The sequence below is a fragment of the Streptomyces sp. NEAU-YJ-81 genome, from assembly GCF_017592595.1.
In the GTDB taxonomy this organism is placed as follows: Bacteria; Actinomycetota; Actinomycetes; order Streptomycetales; family Streptomycetaceae; genus Streptomyces; species Streptomyces hygroscopicus_B.
Map to the genome: position 1 here is coordinate 1 of NZ_JAGFNO010000047.1, position 25,601 is coordinate 25,601.

The following is a 25,601-nucleotide window of genomic DNA, read 5'->3' on the forward strand; positions in this document are numbered from 1 at the left end:
AGTTGTCGTCGCGTCCACACCTGCGGACGACCCGGCTTGATGCCCCGCGGCAGCAGCGGCTCAAGCCGGGCCCACTGGCCGCTCGTCAGATCCCCACGTCCCACAAGACATGATCATCAACGAACAAGATCAACTTTCGCAACAGACCCTAGGCGAGTCGTTTACCTCGATAGCAGACCCGAGGGAACGGTGGCGCCGATCATGGTCCGGGCTTGAATATGTCGGCAATCGGCAGGTACCGGTGCCACCGCCGTCCGAACAGGACCAGCAGCACCAGTATCGCCACCGCGACAATCACAGCCCCTGATGCTATGTCGGGCAGATTCAGCAAGGAGACTGCGACCGCTCCGCCAGCGATCATCACCACCGTGATGCCCACGAGGATCGGCTCACGGTCACGTACGGGTTCGAGGTCCGCGACAGACCCGACCGGCAGCAGGGCCGCGACCTTACTGCGCGTGTACTGCTCCGCGATCGTCGCGACCAGCTCCGCCACCTCTTCCAGTGCGTGCTGCGGATAATCGCCGTGCAACCTCGCCTCGGCAGTGCGGAGCTTGGCGACCACCTGTCCGGCATGGCGCCGCAGACCTGCGTTGGGGGGAGAGAAACACCGTGTCGACCCACACCTGCGATAAGCCGCCAGCACTTCACCCTCCAGACTGTGGAGGGCCGTCGACACCTCGACCAGAGCCTCGCGCCGGCGGTCTCCCCCGCGCCTGTGCGCCTCAGCGCACCTCTCGATCACATAGGCACAGAGCCAGGCCAGGCGATTGCGGCGTGTCGCAAGTGCTGAGTCCATCGTCTGACTTGCAATCCCCGTCAGAACCATCCCGACGGCGGTGAAGGCCAAGGTGACTCGGCCACGGAGGAGTTCTTCCTGCCAGAAACCCACTGCCGCGAAGACGAGGGACAGCCACGCGATCAGCGTCCAGGCTTGCAAGTTGATGAACCAGCCCACTTCGCAGCATCATGTTTGCGCAGGGCCACACGGATACCGAACGATATCGGCAACCAGTCGTATCCGAGGCGATCGAGCGCGGCGCGCAGATCGGCCACCTGCTTGTCCACCCGGCGTCGGGCGCGAGTACGCCGTGCTCGACGAATCCCATTGACCACGATCATGGCAGGTGAGGATGCCACAAGGCACCGACAACCGGCCGGTATCCGCGTGGCTTCGGACGGATCAGGCACGGCGGCGGCCTAGCTCGCGCCCATCGCCGATGACGCCGCTCGTTGGAGACGGCCGTAGGGTGATCCAGAACCACGGTTCGCTACCCACACTGCGCCGGGTGCCACTGTTGCAGCCGAGCCAGGGCGTGGTGCTGTGGAACGCGGACAGCACCGTGACCGTTCCGGGCCTGCCGCCGGGCAAGACATCCGCCGACATGGCAGGGCTGGGCAAGGACGGCAGCCTCCTGGTGACGGCGTCCCACCAGTTCATCAGCTGCCCCGGAGGACGCCCGCGCTTCGCCACGTCGACTACCACTGGCGGCCGTAGACCGGGTTCCAGCACCAGTCTGGGCCGGGCGACGGGGCTCGTCGTCGGCTGGGGGCCGCGGGAACACCTAGCAGCCCGACGGCACCGAGGCGACTTTTTCCGGCTCGATGCCCGGCACCACGCGCCCCCGGCTGCACGGCGTCAACGACGGCGGCGTGGCCGTCGGCGGGGAGCCCGGCGCGCGGTATAATCCCATTTCGCCGCGATGAACCTGCGATGCCAGGAAGCAGGGTGCCGGGGGTGACAGGGAAGATCTTGAGCCAGTGGCGCCCGGGTATCAGCCCGGACAGGACGGCGAACCAGAACCGGTCGGCAGGCTCATAGCGGACCGATCCGGCCAACTGGCGACGCAGGAGCACCGATGGAACAGTGAGCAGCCTCCGCGTCACCTTGTACAACAAGGACATGATCCCAGCGGACTGACCGCATCCCGCTCACCTGCGGCGATAACTTTTCGAGCGGCACAGGATGGCGCCCGCGTCGACGCCGCGCTTGTACTCCACATTACCGACCGCAGGAGCTCAGATAGCGGCTCTGAACTGCGACGATTCATAGACTACATGTCCGTCACGCCGAGTTGAGGCCATTGCTGTGGCTCATCCGGGTGGTCTCGTGGGAGGACGCCTCCACACAGGGCAGTTTCAAAGTTTCCTGATGCTGGGGTTGTTGCCGGTCAGGCTGTGACGCTGAGGAGGGTGAGCGGCCAGGTGAGGGGCCGGTAGGACATCGCAGAGTTCGAAGGGCTGAGTCGCACCTCAGTTCCGTTGAACTGGCGGCATGGCGTCGCTACGCTACTTACCCACTTAGTAGAGAAGCTGCGACTCTTGGTCCTGCCGGGTGGGTAGCCGTATGGGGGGGGACAGCATGTCCGAGAACAGACGCCGCCAGCAGCCTCAACCTCAGACTCGAGCTGCTGCGGCCCAACGCGAAATCGAGCGCCTTCGAGAAGAGTTAGATTCGCTTCCCCTGTTCGCTAGCCGGTCTCGACGCAAGAACCTGCAAGAGGCTCTCGACTGGGCAGAGGCCGAGCAAATGGATGAACTACACCGCCGCACGGAACGCCGTCGTGGAATGACGTTCGGGAAACCCATGCCATCACTTACCCCCGAAAGGGATCAACACCATCGGGAACTCCAGGAACTGTACCGCAAATTTCCTGCCTGGCTAAGCTGGGAGATGTCTAAAGAGACCCACAGAAAGCGCCAGGAACTTGCCCAGCATCTAGGCGTGGAACCAAATCTCATTGACTCATGGAAGGATGGATCAGACCTTCCCGCCCATGAACTAATTCCAGCGATTGTGGATTTCTTCCGGAGTGGAGTACACAACCAAGGCGCTGACACCCATGAATATGACGCCACCCGGGACACCGCGCATTACTGGAAGACCGGCGCTGCTGTCCTAGTCGGCGTCTCGCGCTACACCGACAGCACGCTCCCGGATATTCGTTCGATCGAGAATAACCTGAATTCGATGAAACGCATAGTGACGAAAGGATTCGGAGTCCTCTCACCCAATGTGTACAAGTTAGTCAACCCAACCTCTGCAGAGCAAGTCCACGAGGCCATTGGCGAGGCCATCTATTCGACAGACCCAAAATCTGGCAACCTGTTCATCTATTACGCAGGGCACGGGTGGACAGCAGACGATGGGAGTCTTCTGCTGAGCCTAGTCGGATCAAATCCCAAGAAGCCATGGTCAGCTATTTCATTCAATGCTGTACGGAGCCAACTGACAACCACCAATATCAGTCGGCGTGTCTTGATCTTGGATAGCTGCTTCAGTGGCGCAGCCCTAGACACGCTCTCACCCGGCATGGGCGCCTCTGCGAGAATTGAGGGCACCTATGTAATGACTTCATCTGGACCAACGACCGAATCAAAAGCCCCACCCGATGCCCAATACACAACCTTTACGGGTGAGGTCATCAGGGCGCTGGAGAACGGCATTCCGGGAGGTCCATCAACGATTAATACGGACACTCTCTTCAACCACGTGCAACGCTCTCTCGAGGGCCGAGGGCCAAAACCGGGGCGACAAGTGGCTGGGGACGGTCACCGTGTAGCACTCATGATGAATCAATGGGGGAAATAATGGAATACGGCACTCAACTACTGGTCACAATGCACGATTTGGGCAGGGTGCCAAATGGCTTGCTGGTCTTCCTGTCTCGCGATCCCGACATGCGCGACGTCGGCCACGTCCACTGGGAATCGACGCAAGAACCCAAAGCGGATGAATTGGGCAATGGCCTTGACATCTTGGCGATTTCTCTTTCCAGTGTAATTGCCCTACCCTCCGCGATCGAAGTCATCAGGAGGTGGTGCTCGTCACCCACGGCACCGACTGAAGGGGTAGTTATTCGCCTCGGGTCGCAAACCATCTCGGTCGCTGGAACCGAGGACCCGACCACTATCCGTCACCTAGCTGAGGTGCTCAAGGCAGCCTATCCAGAGCAGTGACTGTGCAGTAGAAGTTGATCGTGTCGGCCCGTCAGCCTACTGACGGGTGGCAGCCGGCTGCAGATCGAGGCTCTGGTTCTGGACGACGGCTTGGCAAGGGCATCCGTATTCAATGGGAGCTTGGTTTGCGTTCGTAGCGGACTCGTCGTACATCACGCAGCCCCAGTGCACTCGATTGATCACCGGACTTTGAAGTAGCCCTGGTGTTCCGACATATTCGCATGCAGTTCGAGCGCTACCTCTCCTGGCATTCGGCGGAACTTCGGGAAGTCATCGAGCGCCTCCAGCCTGAGCTGAGGCCAGGGTGAGGTTCCGCGAAAGCAGGCGAGGCAGGATCAAGCTGTCGGCCCAGGGTCGGCGAGACGGGCTTCGAGGTCGGCGATGCGCCGGTCCTGAAAGCGGAGGTTGGAGCGGGCGTGTGGGTGCCGACAAATCATCCGCGCAGTTCAGGCCGCTCGCTGGTACTCGTGGAGGGTTCCGCCGAGTCGGTCTCGTCTGCGGACGTCCAGGTGGGCAAGCTGGGCTTGTTGCGTGATGGGGGCGGGTAGCGGGCGGCAGGGAGCGGCTTGTTCCAGGGCTCCGTGCGGGCGGTGCTCGTTGTAGAAGGATTCATACTCGCGCAGGGCGTGGAGGAAGTGGCCCTGGTTCCAGATCAGGGTCCGGTCCAGGAGTTCGGTGCGGCAGGTCCGTATCCATCGCTCCATGAGCGAGTTCATCCGTGGTATCCGAATGCCGGTGGTGACGACATTGAGACCGGCGTCGCTCATCAGGGTGTCGAAGGCGGTTGTGAACTTCGAGTCGCGGTCGCGGATCAGGAACTTCGCCCTGCTGCCTGCGTCCTCGAGGTTAATGAGGAGGTTGCGTCCGAGCTGCACGATCCAGTCCCCGGTCGGATGCGCGGTGACACCGAGGATCCTGATGCGACGGGTGGTGTGCTCGATGACGGCGAAGACATACAGGCGCGCCCCTGTCAGCGTTCGGACTTCGAAGAGATCGCAGGCGAGGAGGGCCTTGGCCTGGCTGCGGAGGAAGTCGGCCCAGGTGGTGCTCTGCCGTTCGGGTGCGGGTGGGATGCCGTGCTCGCGGAGTATCTCCCAGACCGTTGAGGCGGCGACCTTGATCCCCAGCGCGGCGAGCTCGCCGTGAATCCGGCGATACCCCCACGAGGCATTTTCCCTGGCCAGACGCAGGACGAGGGCGCGGATCGATCGAATGGTGCGTGGGCGTCCACGCCGCTTGGACACGCAGGTCGCGGCATGGCGCCGCCTGAGCAGCTCACGATGCCAGCGCATGACCGTCTCGGGGCGGACCAGCAGCAGAAGGTGCCGCAGTCTGTCTTTGGGCAGGTGGTGGAGCAGGCCGGCGAGGACAGCGCGATCACTGTCGGTGAAAGCAGGCTTGCCGACCTGGCGCTGCAGGACAAGCAATTGGTGCCGAAGCACGAGGATCTCGATGTCCTTGTCTCTGTCGCTCATCGGCAGAAGGCGTAGGAACGCCAGGGTGTTGGTCGCGGCGAGATAGGCCAGGCGCAGCAGCACGACAGATCATGATGCCGTCGGGGCCTTGTGCAGGTGAAGACGCCGGGGTGAGCATCGGCCAAAGTCGAAGATCTCTGATCAAGCTCTCACCTGCGTGGATGCTTTACCGGCACCCGCAATGTCGCCATGACCGCCGACCCGACCACGATCTCCCGCGGCGAACACGAGGACCTGGCCGTCTCCACCGCCCGAGAGCAGGTCCCCGGCATCGACGAGGGGGCGATGCGGGTGGGACTCAACCTCGTCCGCGCCTCCAACAGACTCATCACCGAGGCAGAATCCGGGATCCAGCGCGCCGAGAAGTTGAGCTGGCCCAGCTTCCGAGTGTTGTTCATCGTGTGGATGTACGGCGAGATCGAGGCCCGCAGCATTGCCCGGATCACCGGAGTAGCCCGCCAGACGGTGTCCAGTGTCCTGTCCACAGTGGAGCGCTACGGTTACGTCGAGCGGAAGAAGGCCAACGGCCAGGACCGCCGTCTCATCCGAGTCCGCCTCACCGCCCCAGGCCGTGAGGCCGTCCGCCATGCCTTCATGCTGCACAACCAGGTCGAAGCCCGCCTCTTCTCCCGCCTGACCGTCGACGAACAGCAGCAGCTGGCCGGCCTGCTCGGCAAGCTCGTCGACGACCCCCATGGGTGCCGACCGCACCCTGTGACGTCGCGCGTCAGGCCGACGGCGGTCATCTGGCGTCGTGGTGGGTTCAGCCCGGTGCAGTGCGAGGGCCAGCACGCCCCCTGTACGCATGCGAGCCGTGCATACACCGCTTAGAGCGCATGGCGCGCGCATACTTCCTGCACAAGCGGTTGGCTTTCGCCTGACCAACATCCATCGGAACGGAACACCTGGAGGTACCTCATGCCTTATGAGGTCCTGGTAGCCCTATTCCTGGAGAAGCACCTGCTTCTGCGGCCAGGGAGGCAGAGCGGTGCCACGATCCCGGTTGCAACTTCGACTGCGCCCACTCCTACCTGGCGAAGAAGCGGTTCGCGGGCCTGGACTGGCCGGACCGCGAAGAGCTGCCGACCGCGATGTGTGACGCCGTAGTCGTCCGGCTCCAAATGACGGCGGCGGCCTGATCCGCGGATCAGGCCCGGAACGACCGGCGAACGGGTTGCCCGCCTCCAACTGCGCGCCGAGCCGCACCCCCGGCTCACGCCGCTCATCCGCTGTACCGTCCGAACTGCAACTGGAATACTGAAGGCTTCTTTGGCGCGGATCATTCGCACCAAAGAAGCCTTCATGGGACGCTCCGGAGAAGTGTCCGCTGTCGGCGAATCGTTGCCCCGAGGGATTCGGGGCGCCACCTTCACCCGCCCGGGGGCATGCTCCCCGGATCATGTCACCCCGTGGCGGCGCGGATCCCGGCGATCCGGCCCGAGCTGATTGCCCAGGACAGCGGAGTGCCGAACCGGTGCTCGTCAAAGCCGATCCAGCCGCCGACGACCGAGCCGGCCCCGAACAGTCCGGGGATGGGCCGGGACTGCGGGTCGAGCACCCGCAAATGCTGGTCGATCCGCAGCGGCCCGGCGGTGTCAATCATGAGTGGCCGGAACCGCAGTGCGTAGAACGGCGGCTTGCGCAGCGGAACCAGGTGCTTGGGATCCTTTGCCCACAGCGCGTCGCGCCCGGCGTCGCAGTAGCCGTTGTATTCCTGCACGGTGGCGCCCAGCACCTCCGGGTCGGCGCCGATCCAGCGCGCGATCTCCGACCAGTCATTGGCCGAGACACACCAATCCTTGTTCGACGGATCGGCCAGAGTGTCGCGTAGCGTAGTGCGGTAGCCCCCGGAGGTCCAGGCGCCTGGATCGTCCTCGCCGGGACGGGCCTCTCCGGCGAACGGGTCCGGCTGGTCGATGATGTCCTGCACCAAGACGTCGTCGAACAGTGCGAACCCGGCCATGCCGGGCTGGACGATCAGCGCGTTGGTGGTGGCGTTGACCATGCCGATCGATTCGTCCAGGAACCGATGGCCACGTGCGTTTACCCACAGGCAACGAGGCTCCATGCCCGCGCGGTTCGGCTTGTTCTTCTTGGTCTTGAAGCTGTAGCAGTTCTCCTTGATGAGGAACGAACGGCCGCCTGTGTCGGCCCCGACCGCGCGGGCGAGGGCGATTCCGTCTCCGGCCAGTCGCTTGGTGTCGGTCCAGTAGATGTCCTCGTCGTAGATACCGGGGAATTTCTCGTGCAGCAGGTCGACGTTTCCGGTGAAGCCCCCGGTGGCGAGCACGACCCGCGGGGTCTCGATCGTGATCCTGCCGTCCTTGGTGTCGGCCACCACCGCGCTCACCCCGGTGTCCGGCGAGCCGATGACCTCGGCCGCGGCGGCCTTGGTGAAAATCTGGCCGCCATTGGCGGTGAAGCGCTCGCTGAGCGTTTCCATCACCCGCTGGAAGCTGCCGGGGTGGTTGGGCCACCCGCTGGGCTCCACGCCCAGCTCCCTGCCCGCCATGGGCCGGTAGCCGATACCGCGGTCCTCCAGCCAGTGCACCGTCTCGTCGGCCTCGTCCACCCACAGCCGGACAAGCCTGGGATCCACGCCGTCGTAATGGTTGTACGCCATCGTGTCCCGGAAGACGGCGTCGGGCGAATTCCCGAGGCCAGCCTCACGCTGGGACTTGCTCTGTACCGCGAACAGGAACCCGCCGGACATGCCGGCGTTGCCGCCGACGAGCGTGCGCTTCTCCAGCACCACGACCCGGTCCAGTCCATGCTCCTGTGCGGTGATCGCGGCTGGCAGCCCGGCACCACCGGCCCCAACCACCACCAGGTCCGCCGTCAGTCCGCCGCTGAGCTCGCTCACTGGTCCTCACTCTCGTTGTTGATCACGCGGTCCACACGCGCGGGCTTGTCGGTGTAGCTCGTCGTCTCGCCGAAGGTGTCGTACGGCGCCGGCGGTTCGGGTTGCAGTGCGGGCGCCGCGTCCACCGAGTAGGGCTGGTTGAAGGTCACCTCTCGATCCGGACGGTGCATACCCGGCAGCGTCTCGCCGAGCTTCGGGAAATGGTCCGGGCGATTGATCGACGACTCGACCCAGTCCTTGTCGTAGGGCGTGCGGAACGTCGTGTAGATGTGCAGGTGCCAGATCTTCCATTCCTCGCCCTCGCGGACGAAGTCCACGCCGTACCGGCCCCACGACCAGTGCGGGATGGGGCGCCCCTCGGGCTGAGGGAAGGTCTCGTGCCCTGGCGAAATCCACGCGCCTTTCGCCGTCTTGCGGTCCCCGGCGACCTCGATCACGCCAGTCGTGACGCAGTGCTCGATGAGCATGCCGGGCTCCACCGGCGGAGCTCCGTCGACGTAGCTCTTGCGGATCGACTCAGGACCCTCCCAGACTCCCCAGTCCTCGGGCTCAAAGATGACACCCGGCGTTTCCTTCGCCCAGCACTCCTCGATCTCACGGGCGTGCATGCCCGCGGAATGCAGGTACGCCCGGCGGCTCATCAGCTGGTTGATGGCATGGATGTCCTCCAACCGCTGGACGCGGCGTTCCAGGGTCATATCGCTCATGCGGTTGCTCCCTCAGGTGTGGGGTTGTCGGCGGTAAAAAGGTGGCAGGCGACCGTCCGGCCATCGACGACGGTGACGGCCGGCCTCTGGATCCGGCACGTTGACGTGGCATGCGGGCAGCGTGGTGCGAAGAGGCAGCCTTGCGATGTGTGCCCTGCCCCCTCACTGCCGACCACCGGGTCGGCCGGCTTCCAGGCTGCTCGCCGTTTGCGTTGGCGGAGCGGGTCGGCCACAGGTGAGCTGGCGATCAACGCCTGGGTGTAGGGGTGTAGCGGCCGGCACAGGACGTCCTGCGTGGTTCCGGTTTCCATGACTCGCCCGCGGTAGAGCACGACCACTCGTTGGGCGATGGCGGCGACCACCGCGAGGTTGTGCGCGATGAACAACATCGCCGTGCCCCGTTCGCGGCTGAGGCCGGTCAGCAGGTCGAGCATCCGCGCCTGGGTGACCACATCGAGGGCGCTGGTCGGCTCGTCGCAGATGACGAGCGCCGGATCGGAGGAGATCGCCCTGGCGATGGCGATGCGCTGACGCTGGCCTCCGGAGAACGCGCTCGGGTAGCGGTCGATCGCGTCGGCGGGCAGGCCGACCCGGATCAGCAGCTCCTCGATCCGCGTTCGGGCGTCCGCGGCACTGAGCTTGCCGTGGACTTCGAGGGGTTCACCCAGCGTCCTGCCGATGGTGCGAGCCGGATTGAGCGAGGCGTAGGGGTCCTGGAAGACGACTTGGAGCCCGGTGGGCAGGTCCCGTCGTTCGGCGGCCCGCTGGTGGGTGATGTCCTGGCCGTTGAGGTGGATGGTTCCCCGCGCCGGGGGCATCAGGCCGAGAATCGCCCTGCCCACCGTCGACTTGCCCGAGCCCGACTCGCCCACCAGGCCCACGATTTCCCCGTGGCCGACCGTGAGACTCACGTCGGCGACCGCCTTGGCGGGACTGGAACGCCACCCGCTTCTGTACTCCACGGCGAGATCCTTGACGTCCAGCAGGGGTGTGCTCATCCCCAGCTCCTTTCCTCGCCCGCGTCAGCCGGAAGCCGGGGTGTTGCCGCGACCAGCGTGCGGGTGTATTCCTGGGCGGGCGACAGCAGCACCGCCTCCGTGGTGCCCTCCTCGATCAGACGACCGTCCGACATGACCGCGACCCAGTCGCAGATGTCGGCGACCACACCCAGGTCGTGTGTGACCAGCAGAAGCGTCAGTGAGGACTCCTCCCGCAGGTGCAGCAGGAGCTCGATGATTTCTGCCTGGATGGTGACGTCGAGCGCCGCGGTGGGTTCGTCGGCGACCAGCACATCGGGCTCGCCGCTGAGCGCGAGCGCGATCGCCACCCGCTGCGCGATGCCCCCGGAGAGCTGGTGCGGATAGCGGCGGGCGATCGCGGCCGGATCGGGCAGGCCGACGCGGGCCAGCAGACTCAGCGCGATCCGCCGAGCCTCCCGCCGGCGGACGCGCCGATGCAGGCAGATCATCTCGCCCAGTTGCGAGCCGACGGTGAAGGAGGGGTCGAGCGCGGCCATCGGCTCCTGGGCGACAAGGCCTATCCGGGACCCGCGGACCTTGCGCAGCTGCGCCTCGTTCAGGCGCAGCAGGTCCTCGCCATGGAGCAGCACGCGGCCGGAGGTGACCCGCCCGGGCGGCGGCACCAGCCCGAGCACGGACAGCGCGGTCGTTGTCTTGCCGGATCCGGACTCGCCGACCAGGCCGAACACCTCGCCGCACCGCAGTTGGAAGCCGACGTCCCGGACCACGAGGCGGTCGCTGCCGTCCTGTCCCGGGTAGCACACGCGCAGCAGGTCGACGGTCAGTACGGTGTCGGACGACCGCGCAGGCGGGGCGACCGCGTGCGCGGGCTGGTCCGGCACCGGCCGTCGCGGGTCAGGTAGTTGCGCGGGACGCCGGTGCCCGCTCAGCGCCTCCAGCAGGGCGTTGCCGACGAGGTTGAGGGCCAGCACGGTCGCGGTGAGGGCGACGCCGACCGGCACCATCAGCCACGGGTGCTGATCTACGTTCTGTGCGGCGTCCAGGGTCATCTGACCCCAACTCGGGCTCTCCGGCGAGAAACCAAGGCCGAGGAAGGACAGGGAGGTCAGAAACAGGAACGTGCCGCTGTACTGCACGACTGCCTGGACAATGAGGGGACCGGTGACGTTGGGCAGGATGTGCCGGGCCAGGATCCGCGGGCGCGACAGCCGGGAGACCAGCGCGGCGTCGACGTAGGGCAGGTCGCGTGCGGCGGCCGTCGAGGTGCGCACGACCCGGAAGACGGCGCCGCTGGTCAACACGCCGAAAGAGATGGCCATCACGACCAGGTTGTTGTCGGTCACCGCAGCGATGGCCAGCACCACCACCAGGCCCGGCAGCGCGAACAGGATGTCGACCACGAAGGTGGCGGCGGCGTCGACCCGCCCCGACAGGTAGCCCGCGAGCAGCCCGCCAGGTACGGCGAGCAGCAACGAGACCCCTACCGGGATGAGCGCGGTCAGCAACAATCCACCTCCGCCGTGCAGCAGCCGCGAGAAGATGTCGCGACCGAGCTCGTCGGAGCCCAGCCAGTGCAGCGCGCTGGGCCCGCTGAAGGTGTTGGACAGGTCCTGCTCCAGTGGGTCGCTGGGGGCGAGCACCGACGCCAGCGCGCACGCCATGCTGATCCCGATCAGCCAGGTAAGGCTCACCCAGACCGCCGGGCGAGCGAGCGCCTTGCGCAGGGCTGTGATGGACGGGGTCATGAGAACCGGATCCTTGGGTTGAGGGCCGCGGCCACCACATCGGTCAGCAGGTTGACAGCGACGATGATGAGGCTGAACGCCAGCACCGCGCCCTGCACGATCGGAAGATCCTGTTGGCGGATCGAGCTGAGCATCAGCGTGCCCACGCCGGGCAGGTTGAAGATCGCCTCGATCACCATGACCCCGCCGAGGGCGAACACGAAACCGAGGCTGAGCACGGTCACCACCGGGCCGCTGGCGTTGCGCAGCACGTGCCGGAACACAATCCGCCTGCGGGACAGCCCATTGGCCGTGAGCGTGCGAACGTAGTCGCGCGAGAGCTGGTCGACAACGCCCGCCCGGGTCTGGAACGCCACCGGCCCCATCCCCGCCAGCCCTACGGCGACCATCGGCAGGACCAGGTGCGACAGCCACTCCCCCGGTGAGGTGGTGAAAGCCACGTACCCGGTGGCCGGCAGCACCGGAAGCCGGATGGCGAAGGCGAGCACGAGCACGCCCGCGAGCCAGAAGCTCGGGACCGCCATGCCGATGCTGGCCCCCCACATGACCGCGCGGTCCACCACGCCGCCCCGCACGGCCGCGACCGTCCCGAGGGTGACGCCGACCAGGAGGGTGAACACCGTGGCGAGCAGGGCGACCGACACCGTGACCGGCAGCGCGCTGCCGAGGGCGTCGGCCACCGTCTGATTCGACACCAGCGACACCCCCAGGTCGCCTTGGAACAGGCCGCCGATCCAGTCGCCGTACTGGACGAGTTTCGGCCGGTCCAGTCCCAGCGAAGCTCGGAGGCTGGCCACCTCATCCGCCGTGGCACCCGTACCGAGCAGGAACGACGCCGGGTCCCCAGGAACGAGCTGGACCAGCAGAAACGTCAACGTGGCGACGATCGCCATGATGGGCACCGCCGACGCCAGCCGCCGCAAGCACAATCGGAGCATGGTCACTCAGCTCCGATCGGCTGCAAGTGGTACAGCATCGGTGCGCCGGCTCGCTTGGGTTCGACCACCTTGACGACATCCGGGTTGTAGGCGTGCAACTGGCTGCTCAGCGCCGGGACCACGTACCACGCTTGCTCCGCGGCGGACTCGGCGAGCTGTGCGTAGAGCCGCTTCTGCTCGTCTCCTTCGGCTGACACCGCCTCGGCCAGTTGGTCATCCACCTCCGCGTTGCTGTTGCCGAGCGGGTTCATCGAAGAGCTCTTCGTCATCAGGAAGGTGAAGTCGCTGTAGGGGAGTCCGGTCACCGACAGGAGACACGTGGCCATCGCCCACTTGCCGGAGTTGACCTGCTGCACGAAGTCGTCACCGTGGTTGCTGAGCTGCACGTCGATGCCGACCTTGCGGAGATAGCCGGCCAGGGCCTGGGCCATCTGGTCCCACTGCGGGTTGTTCAGCACCTTGACCGAGAACCCGTTCGGGTAGCCGGCCTGGCGCAGGAGCCGCTTGGCCTTGGCCACGTCGTAGGCGTAATAGCTGTCGATGTTCCGGCTGTAGCCGAGGCTGTCCGGTCCGAACGGCGTCGAGGCGTTGGCGACCCCTTGACCGTCGAGCACGGACTTGAGGATCGCCTTCCGGTCGACCGCGTAGTTCATGGCCTGCCGGACGCGCACATCACCGAGCGACTTGTTGATCTTGCCGGCGGTGTCGAAAATCGTGAAGCCGTAGAAGGCGGCTGCGGCGCCCTGGGCGATCTTCCACCCGCTGATCTCCGTTCCTGCCGACACGATCGTGTAGTCGATCTGGCCGCTGCGCGCCGCGTTGTCGGAGGCAGTGGGGTCGGTCATCAACTGCACCACCAGCTTTCCGAAGCGGGGCCACTCGACGGCCGCCGCCCAGTAGTCCTTGTTCCGGGTGAACGTGTAGGTCTTGTTCGGCGTCGTGCCGCTCTCGTCGAGGACGTAGGGGCCGGACCCGACCGCTGTGTCGGCGAGCGTCTTGGGGTTCTTGAGCGCGGTGGGACTCACCATCCAGCCGGCCTGCTGGGAGAACCCGAAGGGCAGGTCGGGCTGGGAAGACGTCAGGTTGAAGCGCACCTTGCTCTTGGACACGACGTCGACCGACCGGATGTACGAGAGGTAGGGCTGCGCCGCCACGTTCGAGGGGGTGACCGACTTGGCGTACTCGATATTGGCTTTGACGGCCTCCGCGTCGAAGCGCGTGCCATCGGTGAAGACCACATCGGTACGCAGCTCCATCACCAAGGTCGTGGCGTCGCTGTAATGCCACGAGGTGGCCAACCACGGGGCCACGGCGCCATCGGCGTTGAGATGGGTGAGCGTGTCGTACGTCGCGGCTGCCACGTACTGGCTCAGCTGTGTCTTCCATGGGTCCAGTGAGTTCCCCGTCGGAAACGCGGCCATCGTGAAGGTTTTCTGTCTGGACCCTCCCGCGCCCGAGCCGGCACAGCCGGTGGCGGCCACCAGGACGGATGATCCGATCAGTGACAACGCTGTACGCCTCAACACCATGAACTCCTCAACGTCGGCGCTGACTCAACGAGGTATGTGGTGACCTCGACTTCAGCACGCCGTATGACACGGTGAGAACACGTCGGCCTCGGCTTCGTGATGATGGCTGCCATGCCTGGAGGTGATGGGCAGCGGTCGCCCGGTCTCCGGGACGAACCGCCGCGCAAGAATTCCGGCCCTCCAATTGAGGCAGAATTCCAGGTCCGTCCCTCCGTTCCCCGGGCGAGTAGCCCAGGGGAATTGAGCGTGATTCGCATCACGTAATGCGATGCCCCTGCTTCTGGCTTCTCGCTCCGCCAACGTCTGCTTACTCAAGCTCTACTGGGGACTCGGCGGCACGCCCGTCGGGCCCGGTTCCTTCCGCCGGCCCGACCTGGTGGTCGACCGGCTGGGCCTGCGCTTCATGGACGAGGCGATGATGCGCCACTCCGGCTACGCCGCCAACGCGGTGCGCCCGGCGGCCCGGCGGCCACGCCATCGCCGACAGCCGCACATCATCGGGCACATGGGACGGCCGCGAATCCGGCGCTCACGGACGAGCAGCACCGAACGTAGGGCAGGGCCGGCCGCACAACGTGGCCGCATCAGCCCAGTGTGGTCAGTCCGCCGTCGACATCGAAGACATGACCCAGACCCAGGCGGTGCGGACCCACGGCGGAAGCGACGTCCTCTGACCAGGGCCGCCTTGCCGCCGGACACCGTGCGTGGACGTGTGAGCTCCTAGACTGTCCTGGTCCTGATACGCCGCGTACGGCGCCGGGCTCATGCCTTGGCGCCGTACGGCCGAATGGAGAGATGGGATTCGCTGCCGGTCAGAGGGCGGGTGGTGGAAGCTCGGCGACGAGCGGGGGGTCCGCCGATATCGGGCCGGTCCCGGAGGCGCCTCCTGGAGAGCCGAGGGTGGTGAAGAAGTCCTCGCTGGCGGTGGTGAAGGCGGCCCACTCCGGCGGTACGTCCTCGGAGTAGAAGATCGCCTCGACCGGACACACGGGTTCGCAGGCGCCGCAGTCGACGCATTCCTGCGGGTGGATGTAGAGCATGCGCTCGCCCTCGTAGATGCAGTCCACCGGGCATTCCTCCAGGCATGCCCGGTCCTTCACGTCCACGCAGGGCTGTGCGATGACATACGTCATGCGGTGTTCCTCCGATGCGGTTCCACGGTCCAGGTGTCGCGGCCGCGCAGCAGGTCCCGCAGGGTGCCGCCGCCCCCGCTCCGGGCAGCCTGCTGCCGTACCAGGTCGTCGTAGGTGGGACGCCGGGCCGCCCGGAACACCCCGACGGGCACGAAGGGGCCGTGGTCCCCGCCGTCCAGCCGGGACAGGGCGAACGCCTGCGTGGGGTCGCCGGCCGCGGTGTCGTGCACGACCAGGGCGTCCTCGCCCGCCTCGGCGACCGGGGCCACGCGCAGTCCGCCGGTACGGAGGTCGCGCACGACGCCGTGCTCTCCCTCGGCCCCGAAGCGCACCGGCTCGCCGTCGCGCAGCGGAACGATCCGCTGGACGCGCTCCTGGGGATCCTTCACGGCGTCGAAGGCGCCGTCGTTGAAGACCGGGCAGTTCTGGTAGATCTCCACCAGGGCCGTCCCCCGGTGTTCGGCCGCCGCCCGTAGCACCTCGGTGAGCTGCGAGCGGTCGGAGTCCAGGGCCCGGGCCACGAAGGTCGCCTCGGCGCCGAGGGCGAGCGAGACCGGGTTGAAGGGGTGGTCGACCGAGCCCAGGGGGGTCGATCTGGTGACCTTCCCGGGTTCCGAGGTGGGAGAGTACTGGCCCTTGGTCAGTCCGTAGATCCGGTTGTTGAAGAGCAGGATCTTGAGGTTGACATTGCGACGCAGGGCGTGGATGAGGTGGTTGCCGCCGATGGACAGCGCGTCGCCGTCACCGGTGACCACCCAGACGCTGAGATCAGGGCGGGTGACGGCGAGGCCGGTGGCGAGGGTGGGGGCGCGTCCGTGCACGGAGTGCATCCCGTAGGTGTTGAGGTAGTACGGGAAGCGGGACGAGCAGCCGATGCCCGAGATGAAGACGATGTTCTCCCGGCGCAGTCCGAGGTCGGGCAGGAAGGACTGGACCGCGGCCAGTACGGCGTAGTCCCCGCAGCCGGGGCACCAGCGGACGTCCTGGTCCGAACGGTAGTCCTTGGCGGACTGCGGCCCGTAGGCCGAGGGCACGCCGTCCAGGCCGTGCCTGCCCGGCATGCCGAGTTCAGTCGTGCTCATGCCGGTTCTCCCTTGATCACAGCGACGACGGCGCCGGCGAGTTCTTCGGCCCCGAACGGCTGGCCCGTGACCTTCGAACGGCCGACCACGTCCACCCCGTAGGCAGCACGCAGCAGCCCGGCGAGCTGGCCGAGGTTCATCTCGGGCACCACCACCTGCCGGTAGCCGCCCAGGACCTCGCCGAGGTTGCCCGGGAAGGGCCGCAGATGCCGCAGATGGGCCCGGGCTACTGGCAGTCCGCGGGCCCGCACCCGGCGGCAGGCCGCACCGATCGGCCCGTACGTCGAACCCCAGCCGAGCACCAGTACGTCCGCCCGCCCGCCGGGGTCCTCGACCTCGACGTCGGGCACGTCGATGCCGTCGACCTTCGCCTGGCGCAGCCGGACCATACGCTCGTGGTTGGCGGGGTCGTAGGAGATCTCTCCCGGACCGTCGGACTTCTCCAGGCCGCCGACGCGGTGCTCCAGGCCCGGCGTGCCCGGGATCGCCCACGGCCGGGCGAGAGTGGTCCCGTCGCGCAGATACGGCCAGAACGCCCCCGACCCGTCGGGGGCGTTGGGCTCGGTCGCGAAGTCCACGCGCAGGTCCGGCAGGTCGTCGGGCTCCGGGATCCGCCACGGTTCGGACCCGTTCGCCAGCGCCCCGTCTGACAGGAGCAGGACGGGTGTGCGGTAGGCGAGTGCGATCCGGACCGCTTCCAGGGCAGCGTCGAAGCAGTCGCCGGGCGAGCGCGGAGCGATGACGGGCAGCGGGGCCTCGCCGTTGCGGCCGTACATGGCCTGCAGCAGGTCGGACTGCTCGGTCTTGGTCGGCAGCCCGGTGGACGGGCCGCCGCGCTGGACGTCGATCACGACCAGGGGCAGCTCGGTCATCACCGCGAGGCCGAGGATCTCGCTCTTCAGGGCGAGCCCCGGGCCGGAGGTGGAGGTGACTCCCAGCGCCCCGCCGAATGCCGCGCCGAGGGCGGCGCCGATCCCGGCGATCTCGTCCTCCGCCTGGAGGGTGAGGACGCCGAACTCCTTGTGCCGGGCGAGTTCGTGGAGGATGTCGGAGGCCGGGGTGATCGGGTAGCTGCCGAGCAGCACGGGAAGGCCCGCTCGCTGCCCGGCGGCCGTCAGCCCGAGACCGAGCGCGGTGTTGCCGGTGATCTGCCGGTACGTGCCGGGCGGCAGGTCGGCGGGGGCGATCTCGTAGGTGGTGGCGAACGCCTCCGTGGTCTCACCGTAGTTCCAGCCCGCCCGGAAGGCGGTGACGTTGCCCTCGGCCAATTCCGGGCGATCGGCGAATTTCCGTCGCAGGAAGGCCTCCGTGCCGGCGGTGGGACGGCCGTACATCCAGGCGATCAGGCCGAGGGCGAACATGTTCTTCGCCCGCTCGGCGTCCTTGCGGGACACGCTGCTGTCGGCGAGCGCGCCACGCGTCAGGCTGCTCATGGGCACCTGGTGCACGACGTGTCCGCTCAGGCTCGCGTCCTCCAGCGGTGACGTCGCGTAGCCCGCGCGCTGCAGGTTGCGGCGGGTGAACTCATCGGTATTGACGATCACGGTCGCGCCGGGCGGCAGGTCACCGGCGTTGGCCTTGAGGGCCGCCGGGTTCATGGCTACGAGCACGTCGGGGCGGTCGCCGGGGGTGAGGATGTCGTAGTCCGCAAAATGCACCTGGAACGAGGAGACACCCGGCACCGTGCCCTGCGGGGCGCGGATCTCGGCCGGGAAGTCCGGGCGGGTCGCCAGGTCGTTGCCGAATGCGGCGCTGTCCGCGGACAGCCGGTCGCCCGCGAGTTGCATGCCGTCGCCGGAGTCGCCGGCGAAGCGGATGACGACGCGCTCCAGGCGCACGGCAGGACGCGGGACGGTGCGTGACGTGATACGTGAGGTCACAGCGGTCCTCCTGGCCCGCTGCAGGCGAGCGGGGCACGGCGGTACCGCGTGGCAGGCGAATGGGACACGAAGGCCTCCAGTACGTGGGGAATGGGAGCGAGGCGGGATGCCGCCCTGTGGACGGCCACCCGGGACGCGGCGTCCTGGGCGGCGGTCACCCGTGCGGCGGTCGGTCAGTAGGCGTCCGTCACCTCGTCAAAGGTGCGATGCGGCTCCCGCGGCGCCGGCTCGTTGAAGTAGACCCGGTCCGGCAACCCCCGCAAGAATGCGTCTGCAGCGGACTCCGCTACGCGGAGCCGTGCGTCCGCCGACCTTTCCGAGGCTCCCATTCCAAATGGGGGAATGGCTATATCGCAGTGCATTGCCGATCGGTATGGCAGCGATGCGGCGATACGCAAGAACGGGGCTTGCATTCCCGATCCATTCAACTTATTGGACTGGTTCCCTGCGCGGAAACGGGTGGCGAGGTCGGTCGCGGTCAGGACGCCGGCGAGTGATCGGGCTTCCCCTGGTGTGCGGTCGGCGCGACATCGACGTCGTCCACCTCATGTCCGACCGGATCGCCGTGCTCGATGCCCCGCGGCAACGGGGCGTCGGAGACGTACGGCGGGCGGCCCGCGCGCACCTTGTAGTCGAACGGGTTGATCCCTGCGGCCCGCACCTCGTACGGGCCGGAGTGAACCTTGGGCACCTCGGCGACGACGAGGACGTCGGGGCCGCCGCGACGGTCGTAGAGGACCGCCCGTGTCGGGCAGGTAGATGCAGGTTCCTGCACGGCACGAACTCGGTGTAGCACTCGATCAGCTCCGGCGAGCCCTGGAAGCCGCCCGCGGCGATCACCGGGTGCTCGGAAAAACGGACGGGGTTGATACGGCAGGGCCCGCGGGTCCGGTCGGACGACTCGACAACGCCGACCGCGACGACCGTCTCGGCGGCGCTGACCGCAACCGCCAGGATCACGCTCCCAGCCAGGACGACCAGCAGTCAGTCGTTAGAACCATCTGCATAGGTGCCCCTCAGGTCCGGCCGGTGCCGGCTCGGCGCACGTTTCCCGGACCACGATCACAGCGTTTCCGGGGCGGCGACTCCCCGCCCCGGGCAGAGCGATTCTGCGCATGTGGCGGGGCACGACGACGCCCCGTGCTGCGTGCCAGGCACGAAACGCCCCGTGGACGATGCCGTGTTAGCGATGCCAGCCATCACAATTCGCGGCTTCTCCCGGGGTCCGGATCCGTGGTTGCCTGACCGCAGCCATCACTCCCGTCTTTCATACCTCGCACAGGCACGGGCACTCGCAGGAGGGCATTCATGTCGCTCGGACCGACAACGGCGCCGCGCGTGGTCGTCGCCGCTACAACCACACACGCCGTCGGGGCCTGCCTCGCGGCGTGCTCAGGCCCCACCCCAACCGCCCAGAACGACACCATCCCCCGCACCCTCGCCGCGGCGCTGCAGCAGCAAGTCGCCAGGGCCGGAATCACTATGAAACTCAAGTCCGTCGGCGCGGTGCTGTCAGACTTCCCGCCCCTCTGTAGAGGGACGCCCCGGGACGCGAAGCTCGACTCGTTGCACAACGTCATCCTGATCGTGACGCCCAACTCACACCACCTCGTCGCCCGGGCCTCACGCACGTCATACCTCGTCCTGACCACGCCCCCGATTCCATCCACCGAGAGGAGACCTCACCCATGAATGAGGAGATCAACGCGCTGCGACAGCGGCTTGAGCGGCTGGAAGCCGTACAGGAGATCCAGAACCTGATGGGTCGTCGTGCCTTCCTGCACTCCGCCGGCATGAACGACCGCGAGTTCGAGGAATGCTGGTCCACCCGTGACGACATCTGCTTCGAGGCGGAGGACTGGGGGGTCTGGGACGGCCGCGAGGCTGTCATGGCCGCGTATGTGAAGGAGAACCCTTTCCCGGCCGGGACGGCAGGTCTGATGATCGAGCACTGCCTGACCACCCAGGTGATCGAGATCGCCGAGGACGGGCAGACCGCCAAGGGGGTGTGGATCTCGCCCGGGCACGAGACCTTCCCCATCGTGCCCGGCGAGCCACCGAAGCCGCATTGGTCGTGGGGCCGCTACAGCGCCGACTTCGTCAAGGAGGACGGCAAGTGGCGGGTGTGGCACCTGCACGTACTCACCACGTTCCGCACACCCTATGACCGTAGCTGGGTCGATACCGCGCTGAACAGGCCGGAGTACTTCCCGGAGGAGGGCAGCACGATGGAGGGCATGACGCCGCCCACCCGCCCGGTGACGTTCAACCAGCCGTATCACCCCGCCAAGGCGCCGGCCTTTCAGCCTGTCCCGCCGCGTCCGTACCGGAACTGGTCGGAGACCACCTCGTATACCGATCCGTTGTAGCAGCCGCTCACCCCCGCACGCCGCCGTCGAGACGCCTGCGGTATGCGGGGCGGGGAAAATGACGATCGGCGGCCCGCCCGGCTCATAGGAAGCGGTTCTTCCCGTACGACACGGCATCGCCGTACGGGATGGATGAAGTCCCCATTGCCGATGCCTCGATCCGTTGACCCGGCATCGGCCTCCCCGCACGCTCGGAGCACCCACCACACCGAGGAGGTCACCGTGGTAGTCGAGCATGCGGAGCTGACCGTCGAGCCCGGCCGCGAGCGCGAGGTTCGAGGAGGTCTTCGGCAAGGCTCGCGAGGTGCTGGCCAAGGCCGACGGGCTCCGCTGGGCCGAGCTGCTGCGATGCCACGAACGGCCGCACTTCCTGAAGTCGACCCGGTGAGCGCGACGCGGACGCGCCGACGCCGCCGCTCTTCTGCCTGACGCCCCATCTCAAGGTGCCGTCCATCCAGGCGACCGGCCGAAGGTGACCTGCCGGTCGGCCACGGGCATGCCGGGCATCACCTCGACGAGGGGCGGGAAGTGCGCGGGGCGGTTGATGGCGGACTCGACCCAGTCCTGGTCTCGTGGGGTGCGGAAGGTCGTGTAGACGAGTTCTGCACGCCGGCACGGCTGCGCCGAGCAGCACCGGGAATCGGCAACGTGCCGGAGGGCGTGGGGGAACACGCCCTCCGGAAACGTACGGGGTTGGGTATCCGGCCGTCCGCCGTCGCCGCTAGGCGACCGTGAGCACGAGCGAACCGGTGTAGGTGGTGCCGGCGGTGAGCGCGGTGGCCTCGGCAACAAGGATCGAGCGCCGGTCATCAGCGTCATGTCATGTCTCCCCAGGAACGATGGTTGCGATCAGGCCGTCAGCTTCCTGGATGCCGACGGCCTGATCGCCGGGCGGGAGTACGGGGCGAGTGTCGAGTGTCAGCCGCGCACCGCGGTGTGCTCGGCCAGGGCGGCTTCCGAGTCCGGCGCCGCGACCGGGGCGGCACCGCGCGTCAGGAGGCGCGCCCCGATACCCAGCAGCGCGGCCGTCAACAGCGTGACGCCCATCGGCAGACCCGTGTGCTCACCTCCGAGGCCGACCAGCGGCGAGACCACCGCGCCGAGCCCGAACTGCAGGGCGCCCATCACGGCGGCAGCCGTCCCGGCCGCGTACGGAGCACGGCCGACGGCCAGCGCCGAGGCGTTGCCCAGGACGAAGGTGAGCGAGCAGGCCAGGCCGAACAAGGCCGGCAGGACGGCCACGGCGGGCAGTCCGGCCGCCAGCAGCGCCAGCAGAAGAGCGGAGAAGAACAGCGCCGCGGCCTGTCCGGCCCGCAGCAGCACGTCCGGACTGAAGCGGCCCACAAGGCAGGAGTTGACCAGCCCGGAGATGACCATGCCGCACGCGTTGACCGCGAAGTCCAGCGTGTATGCGGTGGTGGACAGGCCGAGGACATTCTCGACGACGAAGGGCGAGGCCGAGATGTAGCCCATCAGACCGGCGAAGCCGAGCGCGAAGGCAAAGGTGTGGCCGACGTAGCTGCGGTCGGCGAAGAGGCGGCGCATGACACGGCCCGTCTCGGCGAGGCCACCGGCGTGCCGCTGCGCCTTCGGCAGCGACTCGGGGACCACGAAGAGCGAGCCGAACAGCATCAGCGCCGATATGCCCGTCAACACCCAGAACACACCGCGCCAGCCCGCCGTGCCGGCCAGCGCACCGCCCGCCAGCGGGGCGACGACGGGCGCGATGCCGCCGATGCTGGCGATGCTGGCGAGCAGCGCGAAGACCTTGGCCGCGGCCGGTCCCGAGGTACGGTCCGCTGCGACGGCGCGGCCGATGACGATGCCCGCCGAGCCCGCGAAGCCCTGGACGAAGCGCATCACGACGAGCATCCAGATGTTCGGGGCCAGGGCGCACAGGGCGCCGGCCACGGTGACCGCGGCGGTGGCAACGAGGAGCGGGCCGCGGCGCCCGTAGCGGTCGGACAGCGGGCCGATGACGAGCTGGCCCGCCGCGAGGCCGATCAGGAAAGTGGTCAGCGTCAGCTGCACGCTGGAGGCGCCGGTGTGCAGATCGGCGGCGAGCTCGGTGAAGGACGGCAGGTACATGTCCGTGGCGAAGGGAGCCACCGCGGACAGCAGCGCGAGGACCACGAGGAGCGGTCCGGACACGCGGGGCCTGGTCGGGGTGGCAGAGGTTTCGGACAAGGGGGTTCTCCAGCGGCGGGGCAGGCGAACGGCGGTTCGACGGGGCGTACGCACTGGGGCAGGGCCGTACGGCATCTGGGCACACGTACGCCGGTCTGGCTGGGCGCACGAGTGATTTACTTATGAATACATAAATAAACTAGCATGGATTCATGAGCCGCCATGCCACCCTCCGGGAATTCACCCCCACCCTGCGAGAGACCACTCGCACCCTGCTGCGCGTGGGCGCCCCACGCGCCGGAGTCGACCCGCTCCCCGCGTCCGAGGCGGACATGATGCGCGTCATCGTCCGCGAGCCGGGGGTGAGCCCCGGCCGACTCGCGGCCGAGATGCACATGAAGCCCAGCAATGTCAGTACGGCGTTGCGCCACCTCGCCGAGCAGGGCCTGATCAGCCGCGAGAGCGACCCGGTGGACCGGCGGGCCACGCGCGTCCTGCCGACGCCCCGGGCCGTCGAGAACGCCCGGCGCATCGAGGACACCTGGGCCTATATGCTCGACGAGGTGCTGGACGACCTCGACGCGGACCACGCCCAGGCCCTGCTGCAGGCCCTGCCGGCACTGCGCGCGCTGGAGGCCGCCTTGCGGACGCGCCACTGCGCCCCGCAGACGGCCTCCACGTAACCCGTCGCCCTCGCTCGTCAGGCCGGGGCGATCATCCCCGCCGACAGATCGATGTCCGCCCCGCACAGCCCCGGCATGGCGAGCATCGCCACCAGCGCCTTGGCCACCTCGTCCTCCTCGACGAGGCGGTTCAGCGCCGCCCGCGAGGCGAAGTCCCGCTCGGCCGCCTCCACTGTGGTGCCGCTCAGCTCTGCCTGCAGGCGGAAGTTGCGGTCCATGCGCGGCCCGCGTACCGGCCCCGGCGACAGCGAGTTGACAGCGACGCCGTGCGGGCCGACCTCGCCCGCCAGCGTGCGGGTCAGCCCCAGCAGCGCCATCTTGGACGCCGTGTACGGGGTGCGGTTGAGCAGGGGACGCTTGCCGCTGACGGAGGCGACGTTGACGATGTCGCCGCGTCCGGCCGCCAGCATCGGCGACAGCAAGGCGCGGCACACCAGGTAGACGCCGCGTACGTTGGCCGCGAACACGTCGTCCCACTCGTCCGGCTCGATGTCCGTGAGCGGCTTCACCGGGCCCGCGACGCCAGCGTTGTTGACGAGGATCGAGACGTCCTCGCCATCGAGCTCGGCGGCCAGGGCCGCCACGGACGCCGGATCCGACACATCGCACGCGGCCGTACGCGCCCGGCCGCCCTCCTTAACCACGCGAGTGGCCGCATCCGCGAGCGCCTTCTCGTTGCGGCCGACGAGGATCACCCGGGCCCCGGCCCCGGCCAGGGCGAGCGCGAACGCCCGCCCCAGGGGACCACCGCCACCGGTGACCAGCGCCGTTCGCCCGCGCACCGTCATGCGTCCGCCGCCCACGGCAGCGCGTCACCCGCGGCCTTGGCCGCCCGTACGTCGCCCGAGCGCGCGTGCCCTTCGAAGAGCTCGACGCGCGAGGCGCGCCCGCACAGCCGGCCCAGGAGCGCCTGCGACTCGGTGTCGGTGACCTCCTGGTACGTCACCGTCTTGAGGTACTTGCCGACCCACAGGCCGCCGGTGTAGCGGGCGGCTCCGCGCGTGGGCAGGACGTGGTTGGTGCCGATGACCTTGTCACCGAAGGAGACACAGGTGCCCTCGCCGAGAAACAGCGCGCCGTACTGGGTCATCTTCTCCAGCGCGAGACGCGGCTCGGCGGTCAGCACCTCGACGTGCTCGAAGGCGAAGTCGTCGGCGAGCGCGTACATCTCGTCGAGCGAGTCGACGACGTGCACCTGTCCGTGATCGCGCCAGGCGGGCTCCGCGAAGTCGCGGGTCGGCATGGAGGGCAGCAGCTTCTCCACCTCCGCGATGGTCTTCTCGGCGACCTCGCGCGACGTGGAGATGAGGACGGCAGGCGAGTCCGGGCCGTGCTCGGCCTGCGAGAGGAGGTCGACGGCGCAGGTGAACGGATCGGCGTCGGCATCCGCGAGGACCAGGATCTCGGTCGGGCCCGCGAGCAGGTCGATGCCGATCTCGCCGAAGAGCTGCCGCTTCGCCTCCGCGACGTAGGCGTTGCCGGGCCCGGCGATCAGGTTCACCGGCTGCATGGCATCCGTGCCGACGGCCATGGCGGCGACCGCCTGGACCCCGCCGAGCAGCCAGATCTCGTCGGCACCCGCCAGGTGAGCGGCGGCCACGGTGGCGGCGGGAATCTCGCCGTGGATCGGAGGCGTACAGGCGACGACCCGCGGCACACCCGCTACCTTCGCCGTGACGATGGTCATGTGCGCGGACGCGGTCAGCGGGTAGCGGCCGCCCGGGATGTACGCGCCCGCCGCCTGCACCGGAATGTGCTTCTGCCCGAGCTTCACTCCCGGCAGCGTCTCCACCTCGAACTCAGTCATCGAGGCGAGCTGGTGGCGGGCGAAGGTCCGCACCTGCTCCTGCACGAAGCGGATGTCGTCGATGACCTGCTGCGGTACGGAGGCGACGATCTTCTGGATCTCCTCGTCCGAGAGCCGGAAGGAGTCGGGAGACCACTTGTCGAACTTCTCGGAGTAGGCGCGGACCGCCTCGTCGCCGCGCTCCCGTATGTCGGCGATGACGCCGGCGACGGTCTCGCACACCTGGCCGAGGGAGGCGGTGACCTCGGCCTTCGGGACGGCGTTCTTCAGGATCGTTGCCACAATTGCGGCCTTTCTGAGGGTGGTTGAGGGACGGAAGGTCC

20 protein-coding genes are annotated in these 25,601 nt (G+C 67.7%); 5 read left to right on the top strand and 15 right to left on the bottom strand.

Annotated elements, in window-relative coordinates; all coding sequences use genetic code 11:
* Positions 1-199 precede the first annotated feature (199 nt).
* The gene (locus J5X86_RS51530; RefSeq protein WP_243983164.1) at positions 200-958 is read right to left on the bottom strand and encodes a hypothetical protein; all 759 of its coding nucleotides are present in this window, start codon (positions 956-958) and stop codon (positions 200-202) included.
* A 1,404-nt stretch (positions 959-2,362) separates the two neighbouring features.
* Between J5X86_RS51530 and J5X86_RS46130 the strand changes: the two genes are divergently transcribed.
* On the top strand, positions 2,363-3,592 hold the full coding sequence (locus J5X86_RS46130; protein WP_208522594.1) for a caspase family protein: 1,230 nt from the start codon (positions 2,363-2,365) through the stop codon (positions 3,590-3,592).
* The gene (locus J5X86_RS46135; protein ID WP_208522595.1) at positions 3,580-3,960 is read left to right on the top strand and encodes a hypothetical protein; all 381 of its coding nucleotides are present in this window, start codon (positions 3,580-3,582) and stop codon (positions 3,958-3,960) included. Before J5X86_RS46130 ends, J5X86_RS46135 begins: the two co-directional genes overlap by 13 nt.
* Before the next feature lie 446 nt (positions 3,961-4,406).
* Here J5X86_RS46135 and J5X86_RS46140 read toward each other — a convergent pair whose 3' ends face one another.
* Positions 4,407-5,498 carry an integrase core domain-containing protein gene (locus J5X86_RS46140; protein ID WP_208522596.1) on the bottom strand — a complete coding sequence of 364 codons (1,092 nt, stop codon included), beginning with the start codon at positions 5,496-5,498 and terminating at the stop codon, positions 4,407-4,409.
* Between the two features lie 126 nt (positions 5,499-5,624).
* Between J5X86_RS46140 and J5X86_RS46145 the strand changes: the two genes are divergently transcribed.
* Positions 5,625-6,266, top strand: coding sequence for a MarR family winged helix-turn-helix transcriptional regulator (locus J5X86_RS46145; protein ID WP_208522597.1), 642 nt, complete (start codon positions 5,625-5,627; stop codon positions 6,264-6,266).
* A 571-nt stretch (positions 6,267-6,837) separates the two neighbouring features.
* Here the strand turns inward: J5X86_RS46145 and J5X86_RS46150 are convergent.
* The 10 genes from J5X86_RS46150 to J5X86_RS46195 all read right to left on the bottom strand — a co-directional run bounded on the left by J5X86_RS46150 (position 6,838) and on the right by J5X86_RS46195 (position 19,067).
* Complete coding sequence (locus J5X86_RS46150; RefSeq protein ID WP_208522598.1) at positions 6,838-8,298, bottom strand: FAD-dependent oxidoreductase; 1,461 nt, start codon at positions 8,296-8,298, stop codon at positions 6,838-6,840.
* Positions 8,295-8,996 carry a nuclear transport factor 2 family protein gene (locus J5X86_RS46155; RefSeq protein ID WP_208522599.1) on the bottom strand — a complete coding sequence of 234 codons (702 nt, stop codon included), beginning with the start codon at positions 8,994-8,996 and terminating at the stop codon, positions 8,295-8,297. The genes J5X86_RS46150 and J5X86_RS46155 overlap by 4 nt, the downstream gene beginning before the upstream one ends.
* A 5-nt stretch (positions 8,997-9,001) precedes the next feature.
* Positions 9,002-10,003 carry an ABC transporter ATP-binding protein gene (locus J5X86_RS46160; protein ID WP_208522600.1) on the bottom strand — a complete coding sequence of 334 codons (1,002 nt, stop codon included), beginning with the start codon at positions 10,001-10,003 and terminating at the stop codon, positions 9,002-9,004.
* Positions 10,000-11,730: a dipeptide/oligopeptide/nickel ABC transporter permease/ATP-binding protein gene (locus J5X86_RS46165; RefSeq protein ID WP_208522601.1), complete on the bottom strand. Its 1,731-nt coding sequence runs from the start codon at positions 11,728-11,730 to the stop codon at positions 10,000-10,002. The genes J5X86_RS46160 and J5X86_RS46165 overlap by 4 nt, the downstream gene beginning before the upstream one ends.
* A complete protein-coding gene (locus tag J5X86_RS46170; protein WP_208522602.1) occupies positions 11,727-12,668 on the bottom strand; it encodes an ABC transporter permease in 942 nt (313 codons plus the stop codon). The genes J5X86_RS46165 and J5X86_RS46170 overlap by 4 nt, the downstream gene beginning before the upstream one ends.
* Before the next feature lie 2 nt (positions 12,669-12,670).
* A complete protein-coding gene (locus tag J5X86_RS46175) occupies positions 12,671-14,029 on the bottom strand; it encodes an ABC transporter substrate-binding protein (protein ID WP_208522603.1) in 1,359 nt (452 codons plus the stop codon).
* Between the two features lie 980 nt (positions 14,030-15,009).
* Positions 15,010-15,330: a ferredoxin gene (gene fdxA / locus J5X86_RS46180; protein ID WP_208522604.1), complete on the bottom strand. Its 321-nt coding sequence runs from the start codon at positions 15,328-15,330 to the stop codon at positions 15,010-15,012.
* On the bottom strand, positions 15,327-16,412 hold the full coding sequence (locus J5X86_RS46185) for a 2-oxoacid:ferredoxin oxidoreductase subunit beta (protein ID WP_374229478.1): 1,086 nt from the start codon (positions 16,410-16,412) through the stop codon (positions 15,327-15,329). The genes fdxA and J5X86_RS46185 overlap by 4 nt, the downstream gene beginning before the upstream one ends.
* A complete protein-coding gene (locus tag J5X86_RS46190; RefSeq protein ID WP_308124937.1) occupies positions 16,409-18,292 on the bottom strand; it encodes a 2-oxoacid:acceptor oxidoreductase subunit alpha in 1,884 nt (627 codons plus the stop codon). Before J5X86_RS46190 ends, J5X86_RS46185 begins: the two co-directional genes overlap by 4 nt.
* Positions 18,293-18,770: 478 nt before the next feature.
* A complete protein-coding gene (locus tag J5X86_RS46195) occupies positions 18,771-19,067 on the bottom strand; it encodes a hypothetical protein (protein ID WP_208522605.1) in 297 nt (98 codons plus the stop codon).
* 913 nt (positions 19,068-19,980) lie between these two features.
* On the opposite strand from J5X86_RS46195, the gene J5X86_RS46200 reads away from it, so the two are divergent.
* Positions 19,981-20,661, top strand: coding sequence for a nuclear transport factor 2 family protein (locus tag J5X86_RS46200; RefSeq protein WP_208522606.1), 681 nt, complete (start codon positions 19,981-19,983; stop codon positions 20,659-20,661).
* A 918-nt stretch (positions 20,662-21,579) separates the two neighbouring features.
* Here J5X86_RS46200 and J5X86_RS46205 read toward each other — a convergent pair.
* Entirely contained in the window at positions 21,580-22,812 is a 1,233-nt protein-coding gene (locus J5X86_RS46205; RefSeq protein ID WP_308124938.1) for a multidrug effflux MFS transporter, read from the bottom strand.
* 188 nt (positions 22,813-23,000) lie between these two features.
* On the opposite strand from J5X86_RS46205, the gene J5X86_RS46210 reads away from it, so the two are divergent.
* Complete coding sequence (locus tag J5X86_RS46210) at positions 23,001-23,471, top strand: MarR family winged helix-turn-helix transcriptional regulator (protein ID WP_208522608.1); 471 nt, start codon at positions 23,001-23,003, stop codon at positions 23,469-23,471.
* Between the two features lie 17 nt (positions 23,472-23,488).
* Here the strand turns inward: J5X86_RS46210 and J5X86_RS46215 are convergent, their stop codons facing one another.
* Together J5X86_RS46215 and hisD are read right to left on the bottom strand one after the other, a co-directional pair.
* Positions 23,489-24,259, bottom strand: coding sequence for an SDR family NAD(P)-dependent oxidoreductase (locus J5X86_RS46215; RefSeq protein WP_208522609.1), 771 nt, complete (start codon positions 24,257-24,259; stop codon positions 23,489-23,491).
* Entirely contained in the window at positions 24,256-25,560 is a 1,305-nt protein-coding gene (gene hisD, locus J5X86_RS46220) for a histidinol dehydrogenase (RefSeq protein WP_208522610.1), read from the bottom strand. Before hisD ends, J5X86_RS46215 begins: the two co-directional genes overlap by 4 nt.
* Positions 25,561-25,601: the final 41 nt, after the last annotated feature.